At 55.1% G+C, this 18660-nt stretch carries 22 protein-coding genes; 8 read left to right on the top strand and 14 right to left on the bottom strand.

Annotated features, from left to right (window positions below):
- Positions 1–2: 2 nt before the first annotated feature.
- Positions 3–1694: a sensor N-terminal transmembrane domain-containing protein gene (locus ACFIO0_RS20215; protein ID WP_390912223.1), complete on the bottom strand. Its 1692-nt coding sequence runs from the start codon at positions 1692–1694 to the stop codon at positions 3–5.
- A 50-nt stretch (positions 1695–1744) separates the two neighbouring features.
- Positions 1745–2446, bottom strand: a complete 702-nt coding sequence (locus tag ACFIO0_RS20210) for a response regulator (protein WP_390912222.1) — start codon at positions 2444–2446, stop codon at positions 1745–1747.
- 349 nt (positions 2447–2795) lie between these two features.
- Between ACFIO0_RS20210 and ACFIO0_RS20205 the strand changes: the two genes are divergently transcribed.
- Positions 2796–4394, top strand: coding sequence for a phosphoenolpyruvate carboxykinase (locus tag ACFIO0_RS20205; RefSeq protein ID WP_390912221.1), 1599 nt, complete (start codon positions 2796–2798; stop codon positions 4392–4394).
- Positions 4395–4471: 77 nt separating this feature from the next.
- Here ACFIO0_RS20205 and ACFIO0_RS20200 read toward each other — a convergent pair whose 3' ends face one another.
- A complete protein-coding gene (locus ACFIO0_RS20200; RefSeq protein WP_390912220.1) occupies positions 4472–4942 on the bottom strand; it encodes a hypothetical protein in 471 nt (156 codons plus the stop codon).
- Between the two features lie 325 nt (positions 4943–5267).
- Positions 5268–6095: a LysR family transcriptional regulator gene (locus tag ACFIO0_RS20195; RefSeq protein WP_390912219.1), complete on the bottom strand. Its 828-nt coding sequence runs from the start codon at positions 6093–6095 to the stop codon at positions 5268–5270.
- A 276-nt stretch (positions 6096–6371) separates the two neighbouring features.
- Here ACFIO0_RS20195 and ACFIO0_RS20190 point away from each other — a divergent pair, with 276 nt between their 5' ends.
- Complete coding sequence (locus ACFIO0_RS20190; RefSeq protein WP_390912218.1) at positions 6372–6689, top strand: helix-turn-helix domain-containing protein; 318 nt, start codon at positions 6372–6374, stop codon at positions 6687–6689.
- 81 nt (positions 6690–6770) lie between these two features.
- Here the strand turns inward: ACFIO0_RS20190 and ACFIO0_RS20185 are convergent, their stop codons facing one another.
- Positions 6771–7538, bottom strand: coding sequence for a TSUP family transporter (locus ACFIO0_RS20185; RefSeq protein WP_390912217.1), 768 nt, complete (start codon positions 7536–7538; stop codon positions 6771–6773).
- 146 nt (positions 7539–7684) lie between these two features.
- Between ACFIO0_RS20185 and ACFIO0_RS20180 the strand changes: the two genes are divergently transcribed.
- The 6 genes from ACFIO0_RS20180 to ACFIO0_RS20155 all read left to right on the top strand — a co-directional run bounded on the left by ACFIO0_RS20180 (position 7685) and on the right by ACFIO0_RS20155 (position 12574).
- Entirely contained in the window at positions 7685–9373 is a 1689-nt protein-coding gene (locus tag ACFIO0_RS20180; protein ID WP_390912216.1) for an acyl-CoA dehydrogenase family protein, read from the top strand.
- 175 nt (positions 9374–9548) lie between these two features.
- Complete coding sequence (locus tag ACFIO0_RS20175; protein WP_390912215.1) at positions 9549–10058, top strand: SRPBCC family protein; 510 nt, start codon at positions 9549–9551, stop codon at positions 10056–10058.
- Positions 10059–10069: 11 nt separating this feature from the next.
- Positions 10070–10417 carry a YciI family protein gene (locus ACFIO0_RS20170; protein WP_390912214.1) on the top strand — a complete coding sequence of 116 codons (348 nt, stop codon included), beginning with the start codon at positions 10070–10072 and terminating at the stop codon, positions 10415–10417.
- The gene (locus tag ACFIO0_RS20165) at positions 10363–11610 is read left to right on the top strand and encodes a DUF6596 domain-containing protein (RefSeq protein ID WP_390912213.1); all 1248 of its coding nucleotides are present in this window, start codon (positions 10363–10365) and stop codon (positions 11608–11610) included. Before ACFIO0_RS20170 ends, ACFIO0_RS20165 begins: the two co-directional genes overlap by 55 nt.
- 44 nt (positions 11611–11654) lie before the next feature.
- Positions 11655–12176 carry a TetR family transcriptional regulator gene (locus tag ACFIO0_RS20160; protein ID WP_390912212.1) on the top strand — a complete coding sequence of 174 codons (522 nt, stop codon included), beginning with the start codon at positions 11655–11657 and terminating at the stop codon, positions 12174–12176.
- Positions 12177–12184: 8 nt separating this feature from the next.
- Positions 12185–12574, top strand: coding sequence for an META domain-containing protein (locus ACFIO0_RS20155; RefSeq protein WP_390912211.1), 390 nt, complete (start codon positions 12185–12187; stop codon positions 12572–12574).
- On the opposite strand, the gene recO is transcribed toward ACFIO0_RS20155, so the two are convergent.
- From recO to ACFIO0_RS20110, 9 genes are all read right to left on the bottom strand, one after another.
- Positions 12558–13283, bottom strand: coding sequence for a DNA repair protein RecO (gene recO / locus ACFIO0_RS20150; protein ID WP_390912210.1), 726 nt, complete (start codon positions 13281–13283; stop codon positions 12558–12560). The genes ACFIO0_RS20155 and recO overlap by 17 nt on opposite strands.
- A gap of 1 nt (position 13284) precedes the next feature.
- Positions 13285–13614: a DUF1491 family protein gene (locus ACFIO0_RS20145; RefSeq protein ID WP_390912209.1), complete on the bottom strand. Its 330-nt coding sequence runs from the start codon at positions 13612–13614 to the stop codon at positions 13285–13287.
- 21 nt (positions 13615–13635) lie between these two features.
- Positions 13636–14544 carry a GTPase Era gene (gene era, locus ACFIO0_RS20140; protein ID WP_390912208.1) on the bottom strand — a complete coding sequence of 303 codons (909 nt, stop codon included), beginning with the start codon at positions 14542–14544 and terminating at the stop codon, positions 13636–13638.
- A complete protein-coding gene (rnc, locus tag ACFIO0_RS20135; protein ID WP_390912206.1) occupies positions 14541–15227 on the bottom strand; it encodes a ribonuclease III in 687 nt (228 codons plus the stop codon). The genes era and rnc overlap by 4 nt, the downstream gene beginning before the upstream one ends.
- Before the next feature lie 37 nt (positions 15228–15264).
- Complete coding sequence (gene lepB / locus ACFIO0_RS20130; RefSeq protein ID WP_390912204.1) at positions 15265–16110, bottom strand: signal peptidase I; 846 nt, start codon at positions 16108–16110, stop codon at positions 15265–15267.
- A 114-nt stretch (positions 16111–16224) separates the two neighbouring features.
- Positions 16225–16623, bottom strand: a complete 399-nt coding sequence (gene acpS, locus ACFIO0_RS20125) for a holo-ACP synthase (protein WP_390912203.1) — start codon at positions 16621–16623, stop codon at positions 16225–16227.
- A complete protein-coding gene (locus ACFIO0_RS20120) occupies positions 16620–17081 on the bottom strand; it encodes an ABZJ_00895 family protein (RefSeq protein ID WP_390912201.1) in 462 nt (153 codons plus the stop codon). The genes acpS and ACFIO0_RS20120 overlap by 4 nt, the downstream gene beginning before the upstream one ends.
- Positions 17078–17833 (bottom strand): pyridoxine 5'-phosphate synthase, encoded by a 756-nt coding sequence (locus ACFIO0_RS20115; protein WP_390912199.1) that lies wholly within the window; start codon positions 17831–17833, stop codon positions 17078–17080. Before ACFIO0_RS20115 ends, ACFIO0_RS20120 begins: the two co-directional genes overlap by 4 nt.
- Positions 17834–17989: 156 nt before the next feature.
- On the bottom strand, positions 17990–18655 hold the full coding sequence (locus tag ACFIO0_RS20110; RefSeq protein WP_390912197.1) for a DUF2062 domain-containing protein: 666 nt from the start codon (positions 18653–18655) through the stop codon (positions 17990–17992).
- Between the last annotated feature and the right edge of the window lie 5 nt (positions 18656–18660).

Genomic DNA, 18660 nt, shown 5'->3' with positions numbered 1-18660 from the left:
TTTTAGACAGGTAAACCCACGACAAAGCGCGCGCCCAGCGGATCAGACGTGATGTCCGCATTTGTCGGGCGAATATTTTCTGCCCAGATCACGCCGCCATGCGCCTCAACAATTTGCTTCGAGATCGCCAGGCCAAGACCGGAGTTATTGCCAAAGTGCTCTTCGGGGCGTTGCGAATAAAATCGTTTAAAGATTTTAGACAAGGCTTGATCGGGAATGCCGGGGCCCGTGTCTTCGACAACAACAAGAATACGGTTTTCGCGTTTGCGCGCCCAAATGCGGATCGCATCGCCATCTTCGCAGAACGAAATCGCGTTGGTGATCAGATTCACAAAAACTTGCGCAAGGCGTGCCTCAAGTCCATGAAGCTCGATCGGGTTCGGAGGTAGATCAGTGATGAAATCGATACCCTTCGATTTTGCATCTTCACCCAAGTATTGCCCAAGGTTGTTCAGCATATTTAGAATGTTGAACGGTTCTTCTTCTTCTTTGACCAATTCGCTATCGAGGCGCGAAGCGTTTGAAATGTCGCTAACCAAACGGTCCAAACGACGCACATCGTGATCAATCACATCCAGCAGTTTGTTGCGTTGATCCTCGCGTTTGATCATCCGCAGCGTGCCAACGGCAGAACGCAAAGACGCTAGCGGATTCTTGATCTCATGCGCCACATCAGCCGCGAATTGTTCATTGCCGTCGATACGATTGTAGAGTGCGGCAATCATCCCACGCAACGCACCGCTCAGGCGCCCAATCTCGTCCGGGCGCGCCGTCAAATCAGGAATACGGATGCGCCCCGGGTTCACTTTGCGTGCATTTTTATCGCGACCCAATTCGGCTGCGGCGGCCAAATCAGAAAGCGGGTTCGCAATGGTTGAGGCCAAAACGAGGCTGAGCCCAATGGACACAAGGGTCGCAATGATGAACATTTGCAGCATGCGTTCGCGTTCACCCCGCACCAGCGTATCGATTTCGCCACTGGCGCTGGTCACGGCCACCGCACCCACCGCGACAGAACCCTGCCGGATCGGAGTGACGACACTAAACAATGCGCCACCGCTGGCATCTTTTGCATCACCGATTTGCGTACCATCCGTCAGGCTAAGCGCCACACGTGCGGCCAATTGTTCTTGGATCGGCGCAATTTGTTCTTCGGTTTTGCTGGTAAAGGGGGATGAAATTTTGGACCACAACCAATTTAGACCATCGGTCAAAATCGTGGTGCCGCCACCCGCTTGTTGGTCCGCGCCGGGAATGGCCACGCTACCGCTGGTGTTGGCGATCAAAGCTTCGGTAGGGTCAAAGATGAAAACTTCGATCCCGTTGCGCAGATCAAGGCCGTCCAAAGACGCATCAACGTCAATGCCATCGCCCGTGGCCAAATTGACTGGCGCACCTGTTGGCAATTGCGCCTCAAGGACATCGGCGATCAGCTCTGCTTCGCTGACCAGTGAAACGGCGCGCTGTACAGCCAGACTGTCACGAGAAGAGTTGAGGTAAAGAATACCCGCAACCAAAACGTTCAACGCAATCAGGTTGAAGGTGATGATTTTGCGGGTGAGAGCCGAAGCGCGCAACGAAAATAGCCCCCGCCGTTCACGGCGAGCGCGCATTTCTGAAGGTGCTGTTGCGTCCGGGGCGACCCAATCGTCGCCCAAAACCACATCACCGTCCCGCGATGGAGTTGGTGCCATGTCCCGCACAAACGTCCTTTCGGCCAAAGCCAGAGGTTACACTTACGTTATCAATCTTCGTTGTATCTGTAACCGATACCGTACAGCGTCTCAATCGCTGAGAATTCATCATCTGCCGTACGCATCTTTTTGCGCAAGCGTTTGATGTGGCTGTCGATCGTGCGGTCATCAACGTAAACTTGGTCGTCATAGGCAACGTCCATCAGCTGGTCACGCGATTTCACGAAACCCGGGCGTTGTGCCAAAGCCTGCAACAGCAAGAATTCGGTGACTGTCAGGGACACATCGTTGCCCTTCCAGCTGACCGCGTGGCGCAGCGGATCCATCCGCAATTCGCCGCGTTCCATGACCTTAGTTTCTTCGCTATCTGCAACGATTTCACCGGCTTGCGCTTCTTGACGGCGCAAGAGCGCGCGAATGCGTTCTACCAGCAGGCGCTGGGAAAACGGCTTTTTGACGTAGTCATCGGCCCCCATACGCAGGCCCAAAACCTCGTCAATTTCATCATCCTTAGAAGTCAGGAAGATCACAGGCATCGTCGTCTTTTGACGCAAGCGCTGCAACAAATCCATTCCGTCCATGCGTGGCATCTTAATGTCCAGCACGGCCATGTCAGGCAACTTCTTGTTGAATGCGTCAAGCGCTGCCTGTCCGTCGTTATATGTCTCTACTTCAAAACCTTCGGCTTCGAGAGTCATTGAAACCGACGTCAGGATATTCCTGTCGTCGTCTACCAATGCAATCTTGTTCATTGCCTGTTTCCTTGTACTGCTACTGCCACATTATTTTTTTCTGTCACTCTTTGCGTTTTGGCCGGTCGAATCAATCCAAAAGTGCGAATCGGTCTGTAGGCACGCCACATTAAGGCCACAAACAGGTTAGGAATGGCTAAATTGCCGCACTTTCGCGTCAGGCGGGTATGAATTCGCCTGCGACGAACCGCCAAAGTGCAAATTGGTGGCGCTAACTGCGTCAAAGCTGCCTGTTCATCCTTTGAGACGCCATGCTAAGACGCCCTCATCACACGAGGGCCACACCAGTGTTGCACCTCATTTTGATCATCCGCCCAGCATCGAGACTGGCGGAAACAGGAGACGACATATGACATTTGGACGGGTAAACCCGCAATTTCAGCTCGCAGATCAAGGCATCAAAGGGCTGGGCAATGTCTATTATAACCAGATCGAGCCTGCGCTGATCGAAGCCGCCCTTAAGCGCGGCGAAGGCACACTGGGCAAAGGTGGCGCGTTCCTTGTTACCACAGGAAAATTCACAGGGCGGTCCCCAAAGGACAAGCACGTCGTAAAGACAGCCAGTGTTGTTGATACCATCTGGTGGGAAAACAACGCCGAAATGTCCGAAGCCGGGTTTGACGCGCTGTACGCCGACATGCTGGAGCACATGAAGGGCAAAGACTATTACGTGCAGGATTTGGTTGGCGGCTCTGACCCCGCCTATTCGATTAACGTACGTATGGTGACAGAGATGGCATGGCACGGCCTGTTTATCCGCCACATGCTGCGCCGCCCAGAGCGTGAAGACCTGGATGATTTCTTTGCGGATTTCACCGTCATCAACTGCCCGAGCTTCCAAGCCAATCCGACCAAGCACAATTGCCGGTCCGAAACCGTCATCGCGATGAACTTTGACAAAAAGCTGATCCTGATCGGTGGCACGGAATACGCTGGCGAAAACAAGAAATCTGTTTTCTCGCTGTTGAACTACTTGCTGCCCGAAAAAGGCGTCATGCCGATGCACTGCTCGGCCAACCACGCGACGGGTAACCCTGTTGATACGGCTGTGTTTTTTGGCCTGTCCGGCACCGGCAAAACCACGCTGTCTGCTGACCCTGCCCGCACGTTGATTGGTGACGATGAACATGGCTGGTCCGATCGCGGCACCTTCAATTTTGAGGGTGGTTGCTACGCCAAGACCATCAACCTCAGCGCCGAAGCCGAGCCAGAGATTTACGCAACGACCGAGAAATTCGGCACCGTGATCGAAAACATGGTTTACGACGAAGAAACCAAAGAGCTGGATTTCGACGATGACAGCCTGACGGCGAACATGCGTTGCGCCTATCCGCTGCACTATATCTCGAACGCGAGCGCAAATGCGCAAGGTGGCCACCCCAAGAACATCATCATGCTGACCTGTGATGCGTTTGGTGTTCTGCCCCCTATCGCGCGTCTGACACCTGCACAGGCGATGTACCATTTCTTGTCCGGCTTTACGTCCAAGGTTGCCGGCACAGAGCGCGGCGTGACCGAACCAGAGCCGACGTTTTCAACCTGCTTTGGTGCGCCGTTCATGCCCCGTCGCCCAGAAGTCTACGGCAACCTGTTGCGCGAAAAAATCGCCCAGCATGGCGCGACCTGCTGGTTGGTTAACACAGGGTGGACCGGTGGTGCCTATGGGACGGGTTCGCGCATGCCGATCCGTGCCACGCGTGCACTGCTGACATCTGCTCTGGACGGGTCGTTGGCCGGTGCCGAATTCCGCAAGGATCCGAACTTTGGATTTGACGTGCCAGTCTCGGTTAACGGCGTGGCAGATATTCTGCTCGATCCGCGCCGCACGTGGGACAATCCTGAATCCTACGATCGCCAAGCCACAAAACTGATCGGGATGTTTTCAGATAACTTTAAACAGTATTTGCCGCACATTGATGATGACGTGAAATCTGCTGCAATCGGCTGATCAGGCACCAAAACGACAAACAAAGAGTGCGGCATCAAATCTGATTGCCGCACTCTTTGTTTCTAACAGTTTGCGATTTAGGCTGCCTCAAGCAAAGCCGCCTGTAGTGGGATGTCCAGCAAGTAAGGCAAATCTTCACGGTGCAGGTACGACAAAAATCCGTTGATCACTTTGTCACTGCCCTTGGGGCACATCATGACCGCATTTGGTTCGGTATGCATCATGCCTGTGCGCTCCACAAACCCTTTAAATGCATTGGTTTGCGCGATAAATCCGATGATGTGATCAGGGTCCCAATGTTCCATCGCCTGCCACAACGCATAGCGGCTAAGGATACACGACAGGCCGGTGCCACGGAATTGACCCGGCGCACCACCGATCCAATATTCACCGTGATAGGCGATCCGACCATCCATCCGTTTGGCACCGGGACCGGCACGATAGCTGCTGCGCGTCATGTCCAATTCCACGCCTGCCGGTGCAAATTCGTGAAACCGCAACGTCAGAAAATCAGCGAGATTACGCGGGCCCATTTTTAGCATACGCATGGCCTGAGTGTGTACAATTGTACCATCTTGGGAGTGGCCAATGATCCAAAAAGCGCTTCCGTCGTCCAGATCGTGCGAATCACAATCAAACGGCGTCCCTATTTTACGATCTGGAAAAGACTTTTTCAGGATGTCGCGATAAACGCTAAAATCATACCCAACGGTCAGATACACACCGTGTGTATTCAATAACTTAGTAACTGAGTTAACAAACTGGTCGCTATTATGGATGTGTTGAAAAGTCATTTTCTGCCCCTAGTGAGTTTACTTCACTAGGGAGTGTAGCGCACTTGGGCGGGAAACACTCAGAAATTGGTTAATCAGATCAAAATTCTAGCACTACATCATCCGGTATCCGTTCTAAAATTGCGCTGTCCAGGTCGGCAATCATAAGTTGATTAGCCCTATCAACCACTACAACCAGAACGTCGCTACCATCGGGCAGTCGTGCGGCCATAAGAAGTCGGTTAAAAACGATTGTCGTTGGGGCACTATCTTCGCCCCGTGGCAGCAAGGTTGCGACCTGATCAAGACGAATGCCTTTGGTGGTTTGCACCTCAACAAATGGCAATTTCATGATCGCTGCGACTTCTGGTCCGCCAGGGAATTGGTCCAATGGGCGACCAACGCTTGATAACGCTTCGGTCCGGCCCCACCACTTGCGAAAGAATGAATTTTCACCCACTTCACTGCACAACCAGCCAGCGGGCGTGTCGCGGTACACCAACACAAAGGGGCGCACGACATTCATCGCGTCGCTTTCCAGCTCACCTTTGGACGCAGCCCACGCCTGAACCGCCGCAGGAAGCAGACCTGAACCACAATCCCAAACGCTGCTAATCTTTTGCTTTTGAATGTAAAAATACCAACCTTCGCCGTCCTGATAAGCCATGCGCATCATGCCGTCGACTTCGCCCAGATCACCGCGCAGAAACAGCCGGCCTTGTGCCTGAATAGACTGCGCGGAAGGCAGCATTTGTTCGCCCGCATGGGTCAATTGATAGCGCCGGTCTTTGACTTCGAACAAAGGCGCGCCCATTGCAGATTCCAGCGCCTCAATATGGCGGCGTACAGTTTGGCGCGTGCTCTTTAATTCTTCGACTGCATGCGACAAATTTAATGTCCGCGCCAATGTCGTGAATGACCGGATCATTTCAAAAAGTAAGGGCTGATTAACGGTCGTCATATTATCCAAGAGCTCTTAGAGATTCGGAGAGAATTCAGGCAGACGGATGATCAATACACCGTCGATGGTAAGTTAGTGTAACCTTATAGGTAAATTTTTAATACATCAATGCATTATCTATGGTTGCATTATGTAAAAAGTTACTCAATTGCCTGACGTGGCAAATTTTACGATTACAGTAATCAGTTCAACCGGAGATAAATAAAAATGCCACATGCAGTAGACATCCACGTCGGGCGCCAATTGAAGCAAGCCCGCACTCTGCGCCGCTTGTCTCAGACAGATGTTGCCCGTCGCCTAAAACTTTCTTTTCAACAAATTCAAAAATACGAAATTGGTTCTAACCGAATCGCAGCAAGCCGTTTGTTTGAGCTTTCCAATATTCTGGAAGTGCCAACATCCTATTTCTTTGAAGGCCTCGACGAAGATGCGAACACGCAAAAAGATAGCGCGATGGACATCGTCAGCGCTGTTGCTTCGATCAAGGACGAACAAATGAAGGCGCGCATCGTGACCTTCATCCAAGACGTCGCCGGTACAACAGTCGCTCGGCGCGCCTAATACTTTAGAATTTTTAACCAGTGTTTTGGTAAATGGGTCTGGCCAGTTGGTCAGGCCCATTCTTCTTTGCCGCGTTAGGTTTCAACCCATAACCGCACGCCGCAGCAGATTTAGGCCAGCGACAAGCAACACCACAAGTATTGCACGTTTGAACATCGCCTGATCGATACGGTCTAATACTTGCCCGCCGATCCACATGCCCAAAACCGCTGTTGGCACCATTGCGATTCCCAACGGCCACGTTTGCGCCCGCAGAACGCCAGACCCCATATGTGCCAGCGTCAGCGCCACAGCGCCCAAACCATAGATCACGCCTTGGACGCGCATAAAGTCGTTTTTGCCGATGTTCAACGCCGTCAAATACGCGACCGTTGGCGGCCCCCAGATGCCCGACAATCCACCCATGAAACCGGTGAATGCGCCAACGCCAACTGCGACCTTGTTCGAGGCACTGGGCAATGTCGGGGCCCAACCAACCAGCTGCATGCAGGCGAATGCCACCACTGGCACGCCGATCACCAGCAGCATGGTGGCGGGTTCCAAAACGCGCACCATTTGCGCCCCGAGCACCAGTGTCACCAATCCGACACCTAAAAAGACACGGAATCGTTTGACTGATTCCCATGCAGCACGCGGCCCTTGGCGCATGGATTGCATCACATTCGTCACCAAAGTGGGCAGAATCAGCCCCGCCAAAGCCAACTCAGGCGCGAGAAAGGTGCTGAGGCCAGATATAAAAACCATCGGCATTGCGAATCCGACGACGCCTTTGACGAATCCCGCCAACAACGCGATGCAGCACGCAAAAATGAATTGAGGGAGCGTCATGATTTCGAACAAAATATCCATGTGCCCGCTATAGCACCTAGCGTTAGTGCTGCACCGCAAAAAATCAACGCGCAATTTTCGAACAAGATGCCGCACTCAAATGTATTTTTGTTGCGCTGCACCTGCGAAAGGATTAGACCCTGACCCAAGCAAAAAGGAAGTGATGCATGGCCCATGATGGACAAGACCTTACGATGACACATTCGGTTATCCTCGACGATCTGCTTTCCCTCACAGGTGCGGCAATCGCTCCTGTCGAGAGCATTTTGGACGTTGCCAAGACCCACCTGCGTGGTTTGGTGTCTGAGGATGGTCGTGTGTCCGCGCGCCTTGTAGAACAGCACCAAACGGCCACACACGGGCTCGCTTGGTTGGCAACTTACGCCCAATCTTTGCGCCAAATGCACGCGTGGGCCGAAACGTTAAATGCGGACGGAAAATTTGGCGAAGTCGAACAATTGATCCTGCAAATCACCTTTGGTGAGTACCTTTGGCAGGTCTACGGCGGCATCCAGATGAACCAGGGCGAAATGCTGCGGCTGCAAGATATGGGTCTGGACCAGTCCGAGATGCGCGGCATGATGGAGCCTGCGGTTCAAACCCTGACCCAAGGCGGCAACACTCAAGCGGCCCGCGTTCGTCTGGTTGATCTGATGCAGGAACAATCAGCAAATGTGACCGTCGGGGCCACAGGTCTGGACGAAGAACTGGAAATGATCCGCGAGCAGTTCCGCCGTTACGCTGTGGAAAAGGTCGAACCCTTTGCCCACGAATGGCACCTCAAGGATGAACTGATCCCGATGGAAATCATCGACGATCTTGCTGAAATGGGCGTCTTTGGCCTGACGATCCCCGAAGAATACGGTGGTTTTGGCCTGTCCAAAGCATCCATGTGCGTGGTGTCCGAAGAATTGTCGCGCGGCTACATCGGCGTTGGCTCCCTCGGGACCCGCTCTGAAATCGCGGCCGAACTGATTATCGCAGGCGGCACTGACGAGCAAAAACAAAAGTGGCTGCCAAGAATTGCCTCCGCAGAGACACTGCCAACCGCCGTGTTCACCGAACCAAACACAGGCTCGGATCTGGGCGCATTGCGCACCCGCGCAGTCAAAGGCGACGCTGGCGATTACACCGTGACCGGCAACAAAACATGGATCACGCACGCATCTCGCACCCACGTGATGACCTTGCTGGCCCGCACCGATCCCGACACGACCAACTACAAAGGCCTGTCGATGTTCTTGGCCGAAAAGACCCCGGGCACCGACGAAAACCCGTTTCCAACGGACGGTATGACCGGCGGCGAAATCGAAGTTTTGGGCTATCGCGGCATGAAAGAATACGAGTTGGCGTTCGATGGCTTTCACGTCAAAGGCGAGAACCTTCTGGGCGGCGAAGAGGGTAAAGGCTTTAAACAGCTGATGGAGACGTTCGAATCCGCACGCATCCAAACGGCCGCACGTGCGATTGGTGTGGCGCAATCCGCGCTAGATATTTCGATGCAGTACGCAATTGACCGCAAACAGTTCGGCAAGTCCCTGATCGAATTCCCGCGCGTTGCAAACAAGCTCGCGATGATGGCTGTCGAAATCATGGTGGCCCGTCAGCTGACCTATTTCAGCGCGTTTGAAAAAGACGAAGGCCGGCGCTGCGACGTAGAGGCGGGCATGGCGAAACTGCTGGGCGCACGAGTTGCTTGGGCGGCTGCCGACAACGGTCTGCAAATCCATGGCGGCAACGGTTTCGCGCTGGAATACAAAATCAGCCGCGTGCTGTGCGACGCCCGCATCCTGAACATCTTTGAAGGGGCCGCGGAAATTCAAGCGCAAGTCATCGCGCGACGCATCCTAGGTTAACACCACGACGCCTAAAAACCAAAAGGGTCAGCCAGGTCACTGCGCTGGCCCCTTTTTTATCCTCAGTCCCAATTTCTCAATTATATTTCGCTAAACTGTCGATCCGGCTCTGCTGCGTTCGTCATGTTCATGAAAGCACAAATTGCTTTTGATCATGACACCAAGGAGAGACATCATGACCCTCATACAAACCTTCGTCGTTGCTGCGGCCGGCATTGGCGGGCTGACTGCAGCGACGTATTTGCTGCCCCGCAATGTCGTCGTTGAACGCACAGCGCTGGTCCAAGCCGCTCCGGCAGATATCATTGCACGGGCCGCGTCCAACATGGGCTATCAAAGCTTTAACCCCTATGCCTCTGCGGACCCTGACCTGAAAATCAGTCATTTTGGTCCTGACCACGGCGTTGGATCAGGGTTTCAGTTCGAGGGCAAAGACGGCAAAGGCCGACAGACAGTTTCGGCCATCACCGACACCTCGGTGACCTATGCAATTGACCTCGGTGCGATGGGGCAGCCTATTCAAATTCTCACGGTCCTGCCCAAAGCAGATGGCACAGAAGTGACGTGGACCATGCAGGCCGACATGGGCTTGAACCCGATCAAACGCACATTTGGTCTGTTCATGGACAAAATGATCGGCAAGACTTTGGAACAGGGTCTCAGCAACCTCAACACGGCCAGCTAAGGAACAAAAACGTGCGTTATACATTTTTACTATACACCGATCCCGCCAATCTGGCCCATCTGACGGCCGATGACTGGGACAAGGAAAAACAACTGTACGGGGCCTATATTCAGGACCTGAACGAGGCTGGCGTTTTTGTGGATACCGACAGGTTGTACGCCACGCACACGGCCACGACCCTGTCATTGTTGGGGGGTACAGAGCGTATCCAAGATGGCCCCTTTGCCGACACCAAAGAAACGCTGGGCGGGTATTTTGTGGTCGATGTTCCAGACCTTGATGCCGCGATGGAATGGGCGCGCAAATGTCCGGCAGCGCGGCGCGGCAAGGTCGAAATTCGCGCGTCGATGATGGGGTGACGAACGCGACAGCAAATGCAGCCGAAGCCGCTGCGCGTGCGTCTTACGGGCGGCTGGTGGCGATCCTTGCCAGTCGTGGCCGTGACATTGCCGCCGCCGAAGATGCGCTATCGGATGCTTTTGCCAAGGCGCTGACAACATGGCCGGCCAATGGTGTTCCAGCCAATCCCCAAGCATGGCTTTTGACCACTGCGCGCAATCGGTTGACAGATGTTCAGCGTCGGGATGCCCGTCTGGTTCCTGAAACGGATATTCCCGATATGGCCAACCTTGATCCCGCAGATTTCCCTGACGAGCGGCTTAAGCTGATGTTCGTGTGCGCCCACCCCGCGATCGATCGCGCCATGCACACGCCTTTGATGTTGCAAACCGTGCTTGGTGTTCAAGCGTCCGACATCGCCCGCGCCTTTGCGTTGCCGCCAGCGGCGATGGCCCAGCGATTGGTGCGCGCAAAATCAAAGATCAAAGATAGCGGTATCACCTTTTCCATTCCTGACAGCACGGACCTGCCCGCCCGTTTGTCTGCCGTGACCGAGGCGATCTACGGTGCCTACGCCCTCGATTGGTTGCAGGGCGGCGACGCATTGGCGGGCGAAGCGCTATATCTCGCGTCTCTTCTCACTCAATTGCACCGGAACGATCCTGAGCCCTTCGGCCTCGCGGCACTCATTGCTTTTGGGCAATCGCGTAGCAGTGCGCGCATCCTGAACGGGGTTCTGGTGCCAACGCACTTGCAAGACACGGAAAACTGGGATCACCGGTTGATTGATTACGCCACCAAAATGCTCGGGCACGCCCAATCCATGGGGCAGATCGGGCGGTTCCAGATCGAGGCTGCAATCCAGTCTGTCCATGCACATCGTGCCAACACAAGTGAAACCGATTGGCAGGCAATCGCACAACTGACGACGGCATTGCACCGATTGTATCCGACGCTGGGCAGTGCCGTGGCCCAAGCCGCAGCCATTGGCCGCGCGCAAAATGCCAAGGCCGGATTGGCCCTGCTTGATCAGATATCTGCCAAGCAGATTAAGAACTTTCAACCGTTTCATGCGACACAAGCGCATCTTTTGGTGATAGACGATCAGCCCCAAGCAGCCCACGCCGCCTATCAATGTGCTTTGGAATTGTGCAGCGATGCCCCCTCACGGTCATACCTCGCGCGACAAATCGCCAATCTCGTAAAAATCTAGAGACACCACTTGTGCGACAGCATACGTCACCGTATGGCGATCACATGAAAACACAACGCCACAGCATCGACACTTGGACCGCAGCAGGTCTGGCGGCTCTGATTACCAAAGGGCCCGACGCATTGCGAGCCGAACCTTTGGCGCGGGCGATCGGCACCACTAAGGGGTCGTTCTACTGGCATTTTACCGACGTCCCTGCGTTCCATCGGGCGGTTCTTGCACGCTGGCAAAGTGACGCTTTTGCAGATGTCGTTGACCAGCTTTCTGCGACCGGCAGTGCTGATGCTCGGTTGCGCGACTTCGCCGCTCAGATCATGCAATCCAAGGCTGATCCTGCGATCCGCGCTTGGGCACAGTCGAATGCCAATGCTGCAAAAGCTGTTGCGCAAGTTGACGAACAGCGTCTGGCGCATATTGCCCGCCTTTTGGGCCAGTTGGGTCTCAAGAATCCGGCCTTTGCCTTGTCTTGCTATGCCACGTTGATCGGCGCTGCGAACATCACATCGGACACCACACCGCAGATGGCGTTTGACGCGCTCATCGATCTGGTACTTGCCCTGCAATAGGAGCCATCATGCGCTTTGTCATTCTCGCCCTTGTCCTGCTGATTTCTGCCTGCCGCGGGGATGAAACCTTGCGCGCCTACGGGGCCGCTGATCGGGTTTGGACACTAACCGAACTTGACGGCAAACGGTTTGCGGCGCGTGCCACTATTGAGTTCCCCGAAGAAGGACGCATCAGCGGACAAGCCCCCTGCAATCGCTATTTTGCCGACCTGACCGTGCCTTATCCGTGGTTTAAAGCCGGTCCGATCGGGGCCACCAAAATGGCCTGCCCTGATCTGGATGCCGAGGCGCAGTTTTTCCAAGCGCTCGATGCGATGTCCCTGTCCGAAGTGCTGAACAACACGCTGATCCTAAGCACCCCTGAAGGGCGCGAAATGGTGTTCAAATCTGGCGGTTAAACGCATCGACAAATCGCGCACGCGCTTCTGGCAAGGCACGATTGCCTTGATTTGCGGCCAAATGCGCGCTTAGAAAATGACCCGTTGTGCGAAAGCCCTCAGCGATTTCTGCATCCCCCGCAGCCCCAATTCCACGCAAAACATCAGGCAACGGCAACAATCGGCTGGCCCATTCACCCGCTGCCCCGCGCGACACAGCGCGGCCAGTTTTCGGCGACACATACGCCAGATCATCCTGCGTTCCGGTGACGGCACAGGTGTCAAGCTGCAGCGCATAACCCATCTCTTCGAGCAGTGCCAATTCCCACCGCAAATAGGCCAGTGGCCACAAATCTGGTTGATCCAGCAAGTCCAGCAGCGTCTCGGTTCGACGATAAAGCGGTGCGTGGACTTCGCGTTCAGGCAGGCAAAACGTCAGCAACCCCGTGACCGTATTCAGCCCCGCCAGCATCAAACGATCCGACATCGCAGCGACCGCGCGCGAGCGTACAGGTTCGACCGTAAAGCTGCCGATGTGCCCCTCTAACCGCGCCCGCCACGCAACATCCAGCTGCGCGCCGGGTTGTAAAATCGGGGCGATTTTTCGGCTGGTGCCACCGCGCACGACGCCCGCATGACGACCGTGCGTTTCGGTAAAAACCTCAATGATAGCAGAGCTTTCACCATGTCGGCGCACCGCCAGCAATATGCCCGTGCCGCGCCATTCCATGTTACGCCAACCCGTCCTGATCTAGCAGATGGCGGCCCTGACGGTCCTCAACTTCGATCACCCAAAGGTCGGGATCAAATTCACGTTGTCGGGCAATTGCGGCGTCCACGTCACGTTCGGGGCCAGCAGTCAGTTCTATCCACGCCCGCGTGCCAGTTAGCAAATCGAAGGATCGCTGATGCAGTACTGCTTGGCCATCCAGCGTCGACAGCTTGACCAAAACCGCCCCGCCCGTGTCATCGCCGTGGGCGACAACAAACGCGTCAATGTCCAACACCCGCAACCGTGCGCGATACGCATCGACCCAAAACCGAGAAGTCAGACGCGCCATCGCGTTACCTGATCGCTGTTTTCACGCATTTCCATCTTTGAAATTCAGGCCCATTTCAGAATAGCGTTCTGCCTCGTCCAGCCAGCCACTGCGCACCTTGACCTGTAAAAACAGGTGTACGCGGCGCCCCAAGAATTCCTCGAGCTCTTTGCGGGATTCCTTGCCGACAGCTTTGATCGTCTCGCCTTTGTGGCCCAGCAGAATGCCTTTGTGACCATCACGCACGACGTAAACAACCTGATCAATCTTGGCAGATCCGTCTTTGCGATCTTCCCAATTCTCGGTCTCGACCGTCATTTGGTACGGCAGTTCTTGATGCAAACGCAGTGTCAGCTTTTCGCGAGTCATTTCGGCTGCAATCATGCGCATCGGCAGATCGGCAATCTGATCCTCGGGGTACAGCCATGGGCCTTCGGGCAATTCGCCAGCCAGCCATTCGCGCAGTGCATCAACGCCGTGGCCGCGTTCAGCCGAGATCATGAACGTCTCAACAAACGGGTAGCGTTCGTTCAAATCCTTGGTCAGCCCCAGCAAGACAGGGGCTTCGACACGGTCAATTTTATTCACCGCCAGCGCCACTTTGCGCCCCTTACCGATGTCGGCCAATCCCTCAAGGATGCTTTCGACACCTTCGGTCACACCACGGTTTGCCTCGACCATCAGCACGACAACATCCGCGTCCGCAGCGCCGCCCCAAGCGGCGGCAACCATCGCACGGTCCAGCCGGCGACGCGGCGCAAATAGGCCCGGCGTGTCGACAAAAACGATCTGGGTTTCGCCCTCCATCGCCACACCCCGAATTCGGGTGCGGGTCGTCTGGACCTTGTGGGTGACGATCGAAACCTTGGCCCCGACCATGCGGTTCAGCAAGGTGGATTTGCCGGCGTTCGGCTCTCCGATCAAGGCGACAAAACCTGCGCGAGTGGTCATTGTGTGCTTTCCAATTCTGCCAAAAGGGCTTTGGCTGCGGCCTGTTCGGCCTGACGTTTTGATCCGGCGGTTGCCGTGGCAGAGGTGCCATTGTCCAGTTGCGCGGCGATCGTAAAAACCGGAGCGTGATCCGGCCCGCTGCGCGCAGTTTCAACGTATTTCGGTGGAGCCAGCTTACGCGCTTGCGCCCATTCCTGCAAAGCCGTCTTTGGATCACGCGCGTCATCATCGACGGTCTCGATGCGGGTTTTCCAAAGGCGTAAAATCATCGTGCGGGCCGCGTCGTATCCGGCGTCCAGATAGACAGCGGCAATCACGGCCTCCATGGCGTCACCCAGCAAGGCTTGTTTACGGCGCCCACCTGAAATCATCTCGGAGCGACCAAGGCGCAAAACCTCGCCCAAACCAATATCGCGCGCGATATCTGCGCAAGTTTCCTTGCGCACGAGGGCATTGAAACGCGGGGCCAACTGACCTTCGGCGGCATCGGTGTCGGCCTGATACAGGGCCTCGGACATCACCAAGCCCAGGACGCGGTCACCAAGGAATTCCATCCGCTGGTTATCGCTGCGCGTGGGCGAGGACATCGACGAATGAGTGACCGCGCGTGTCAGCAAAACAGGCGTTTCGAAGTGATGCGCGATGCGGTCTTCAAAGGCTTTGAGTTCGGCACTGAGCTTCACAAGGCACCTACCTGAAAGGGATTTGTGAGGTCAAAAATCAATCGACAGCCTTAAAGAAGCGGTCGCCGCGCCATGTCCAAACAAACAACATTGAACGGCCGGCAGACGAGAACATAATGCGATCAGCCCGACCAATCAGGTTTTCGTATGGAACAAACCCGACGCCGCGACTTAGCTGCGAGACGCGGCTGTCATTAGAGTTGTCGCGGTTGTCGCCCATGAAGAAATAGTGGCCTTCGGGAACAGCAAATACCTTAGTGTTGTCGGGTGACCCTGGTTGGTTAAAGGTGTTCAAAACGACGTGTGTGTTACCTTCGGGAAAGGTCTCTTGGTAGCGCTCTTTTTCGCAAACACCACCTGCACCGACCGGTCCATTTGCACAGCGCGGGCTAAGCTGGTGAGGCCCTTGAGGCGCTTTTTTTTCAGTGAAATTGCCAACCGGAACCTGCGGCACAGGCACGCCATTCAAGCTGATAATGCCGTTCGTGACTTGTACCTTGTCGCCCGGCAGCCCAACCAAACGTTTGATATAATCAGTGCCATTTGTCGGATGACGAAACACAACCACGTCACCGCGATCAGGTTCGCCCGCCCAGAAACGGCCGTTGTCGCCATCAAAAACGCCGCACAGTTTTTGCGCGTCCAGATCAATGCCCAAACGCTGGATTTTGATGCTGGGGCAAGAGGCGTAGGAATAGCCGTAGGCCATTTTGTTTACGAACAGAAAATCGCCGATCAAAAGCGTTTCTTTCATCGATCCTGACGGGATCCAAAACGGTTGAAAAAAGAGCGTGCGGAAGACACCGGCAATCAAAAGCGCGTATACCACGGTTTTAATCGTCTCAATAATCGAATTGCCTTCTTTTTTTTCGGCTTTGGCCATCTTCGAATTTCCCTGCTCAAGTGTTGCAAGCTACATGCGGTTCCACTGGGCGCAAGTCAAGCCATGGGGTGTGCGCCACGCACACCTTACCGGTCAGATATCAGGCGGTTGGGACTATGTTGGGCGGGCTTCGATCACGACAAACGCCTGTGCCCAAGGGTGATCGTCGGTCAACGTGACATGGATGATTGCGTCATGCCCGTCCGGTGTCATGCTTTTCAGGCGCTCGGCCGCCCATCCCGTCACCGCCATCACCGGTTGACCGGTGTCCAGATTACTGACGGCCATGTCTTTCCACGAAATGCCCATACGCAGGCCTGTGCCCAGCGCCTTTGAGCACGCCTCTTTTGCGGCCCAGCGTTTGGCATAGGTTCCAGCTACGTCCTTGCGCCGCGCAGCTTTGGCTTGTTCGATGTCTGTGAACACCCGATTGCGAAACCGGTCGCCATGCCGATCCAACACGCCTTGGATCCGTTCGATGTTGGCGAGGTCAGTTCCGATACCAAGGATCATTCGAAATCCTTGGTCACGTTTTTACTGACCAATTTCATTTCGTTTCGCGCCCCCATGCCGACAAACATCCAAGCCATGAAAAAGAAGATTGCGATCATGAACAGGATCAATCCCATCAGCACCGCAGGCCCCAGTGTCGACATCAAAACCGCGCCGATTTGTGGCGCAAACAGAACCGTCACAAACACCAACACACTGGTCCAGGCGATCGCGATGCAGGTCAACATCCGCGCCATCAAAAACCGTTCCTTGCCACCGGGCGCACGTTTTGTGCCACGTGCAAATTGCACACCTTCTTGCATCGAGGCGACGATCATCGGGATGATCGTGCCCGCAAATTGACCAAGCTCGACACCCGTCGCCGCCTTAAGCGCAAACGAGGCCGCAGGGATCGCAATCGACAGGCCTAAAAACCACGCGCTAAAGCGCCAGTACCCGATTTTGTAACCTTCGGTCATTTGCCTGCTCGCGCTTCATCCATCAGGCGGCGCATTTCTGCCATTGCCGGGTCCAACCCGCGAAAAATCGCCTCGCCGATCAGGAAATGCCCGATGTTCAGTTCCATCACTTCTGGAAAGGCCGCAACAGGTTTCACCGTTTCGTAGGTCAAACCGTGACCCACGTGCACCTCGAGGCCCAGTGAATGGGCATAAGTGCTCATCTCGCGCAGCGCTATTAATTCGCGGTCGCGATCCTCAAAACGTCCCTCGTGGTGGGCATCGCAATAGGCACCCGAATGCAATTCGATCACCTGTGCGCCAATGCGGTGTGCGGCGTCGATCTGACGTTGATCTGCGGCGATAAAGATCGACACGCGGCAGCCAGCCTCGCGCAACGGCGCGATAAAATGCGCCAGCTTGTTTTCCTCGCGCGCAACCTCTAGCCCGCCTTCGGTTGTGCGTTCTTCGCGTTTCTCAGGAACGATGCAAACCGCATGTGGTTTGTGACGCAACGCGATGGCCTGCATTTCGTCCGTTGCGGCCATTTCAAAGTTCAGCGGGATGGTCAGAATGTCCATCAACCCTTCGATGTCCGCATCCGAGATGTGGCGGCGGTCTTCGCGCAAATGTGCTGTGATCCCGTCTGCGCCGCATTCTTGTGCGATACGTGCGGCGCGCAGCGGATCAGGCGTGTCACCGCCGCGTGCGTTGCGCACAGTTGCCACGTGGTCGATGTTCACGCCGAGGCGCAGCTTGCTGGAATAGGTCATGCAGATCCCCTGATAAGAGTCGCCAAAACGATTTATGGCACTCTAATCAGTTTGGCGCGCAGGGGGAAAGACGTGCGCCCAAGAGAATTGTACCGACACAAGAGGACGTCTGATTTCGTTCAACAAACCACGCCTAGGTCGATCAGCAGATAGCGCCTAACCCTGATCCTCGACCTTGCGCTTTGCTTCTGCTTTGGCGGCGGCCTTGGCTTTCAGCGCTTCGAATTTGGCTTTTATCAGACCTTTGCGCCGGTGCTGGTAGGCGCGGATCAACGGAACGCTGACATAGTAAACGATTGTGGCCGCAACGATGCCCGGAACGATGCCGCCAACCAAATAGGGGTAGAACACTTCGTCATAGAACACCGACAGGCCACGCCAATCGGTTGGCTGCCCCATAAAGACAGCCTTGAGGTTGTACCAAAGATCAGCGCCCGCATCCCAGAATTTGCCAGTAAAGGAACGATGCGCGCCTTCTTCCATTTCGGTGCCAAGCATCCAATGCCCGGTTTTCAATGCTGCCAAGCCAATCGGAAAATAGGTCAAAGGATTGCCAAAGAACGTGCCCATCAAGGACGCCAGCATGTTGCCACGCATCACGCGCGCCATCACGACCGCAACCACAAAGTGCAAACCATAAAACGGCGTGAATGCAGCGAAAACACCCGCCCACATGCCGCGTGCAATACGCTCAGGGCTGTCGGGTAGGCGGCGCAAACGGTGGCGGACATAGTGAAACGCGCGCGCCCATCCGCCGCGTGGCCAAACGAATTCGACCACCGCGCGCAGATATGTTTTTGGATCGCGGCGTTTGAATATCAACGCTT

Origin of the sequence: Pseudosulfitobacter sp. SM2401 (assembly GCF_042932805.1) — a bacterium.
Classification (GTDB): domain Bacteria; phylum Pseudomonadota; class Alphaproteobacteria; order Rhodobacterales; family Rhodobacteraceae; genus Ascidiaceihabitans.
The sequence above is the reverse complement of the archived record's forward strand: the minus strand, read 5'-3'. Positions and strand labels throughout refer to the sequence as shown.

Bases quoted from the DNA above. Each gene is read 5' to 3' on its own strand.
- ACFIO0_RS20215 (WP_390912223.1), bottom strand. From the start codon at position 1,694: ATGGCACCAACTCCATCGCGGGACGGTGATGTGGTTTTGGGCGACGAT.
- ACFIO0_RS20210 (WP_390912222.1), bottom strand. From the start codon at position 2,446: ATGAACAAGATTGCATTGGTAGACGACGACAGGAATATCCTGACGTCG.
- ACFIO0_RS20205 (WP_390912221.1), top strand. From the start codon at position 2,796: ATGACATTTGGACGGGTAAACCCGCAATTTCAGCTCGCAGATCAAGGC.
- ACFIO0_RS20200 (WP_390912220.1), bottom strand. From the start codon at position 4,942: ATGCGTATGCTAAAAATGGGCCCGCGTAATCTCGCTGATTTTCTGACG.
- ACFIO0_RS20195 (WP_390912219.1), bottom strand. From the start codon at position 6,095: ATGATCCGGTCATTCACGACATTGGCGCGGACATTAAATTTGTCGCAT.
- ACFIO0_RS20185 (WP_390912217.1), bottom strand. From the start codon at position 7,538: ATGGATATTTTGTTCGAAATCATGACGCTCCCTCAATTCATTTTTGCG.
- ACFIO0_RS20180 (WP_390912216.1), top strand. From the start codon at position 7,685: ATGGCCCATGATGGACAAGACCTTACGATGACACATTCGGTTATCCTC.
- ACFIO0_RS20175 (WP_390912215.1), top strand. From the start codon at position 9,549: ATGACCCTCATACAAACCTTCGTCGTTGCTGCGGCCGGCATTGGCGGG.
- ACFIO0_RS20165 (WP_390912213.1), top strand. From the start codon at position 10,363: ATGTCCGGCAGCGCGGCGCGGCAAGGTCGAAATTCGCGCGTCGATGAT.
- ACFIO0_RS20160 (WP_390912212.1), top strand. From the start codon at position 11,655: ATGAAAACACAACGCCACAGCATCGACACTTGGACCGCAGCAGGTCTG.
- ACFIO0_RS20155 (WP_390912211.1), top strand. From the start codon at position 12,185: ATGCGCTTTGTCATTCTCGCCCTTGTCCTGCTGATTTCTGCCTGCCGC.
- recO (WP_390912210.1), bottom strand. From the start codon at position 13,283: ATGGAATGGCGCGGCACGGGCATATTGCTGGCGGTGCGCCGACATGGT.
- ACFIO0_RS20145 (WP_390912209.1), bottom strand. From the start codon at position 13,614: ATGGCGCGTCTGACTTCTCGGTTTTGGGTCGATGCGTATCGCGCACGG.
- era (WP_390912208.1), bottom strand. From the start codon at position 14,544: ATGACCACTCGCGCAGGTTTTGTCGCCTTGATCGGAGAGCCGAACGCC.
- lepB (WP_390912204.1), bottom strand. From the start codon at position 16,110: ATGGCCAAAGCCGAAAAAAAAGAAGGCAATTCGATTATTGAGACGATT.
- acpS (WP_390912203.1), bottom strand. From the start codon at position 16,623: ATGATCCTTGGTATCGGAACTGACCTCGCCAACATCGAACGGATCCAA.
- ACFIO0_RS20120 (WP_390912201.1), bottom strand. From the start codon at position 17,081: ATGACCGAAGGTTACAAAATCGGGTACTGGCGCTTTAGCGCGTGGTTT.
- ACFIO0_RS20115 (WP_390912199.1), bottom strand. From the start codon at position 17,833: ATGACCTATTCCAGCAAGCTGCGCCTCGGCGTGAACATCGACCACGTG.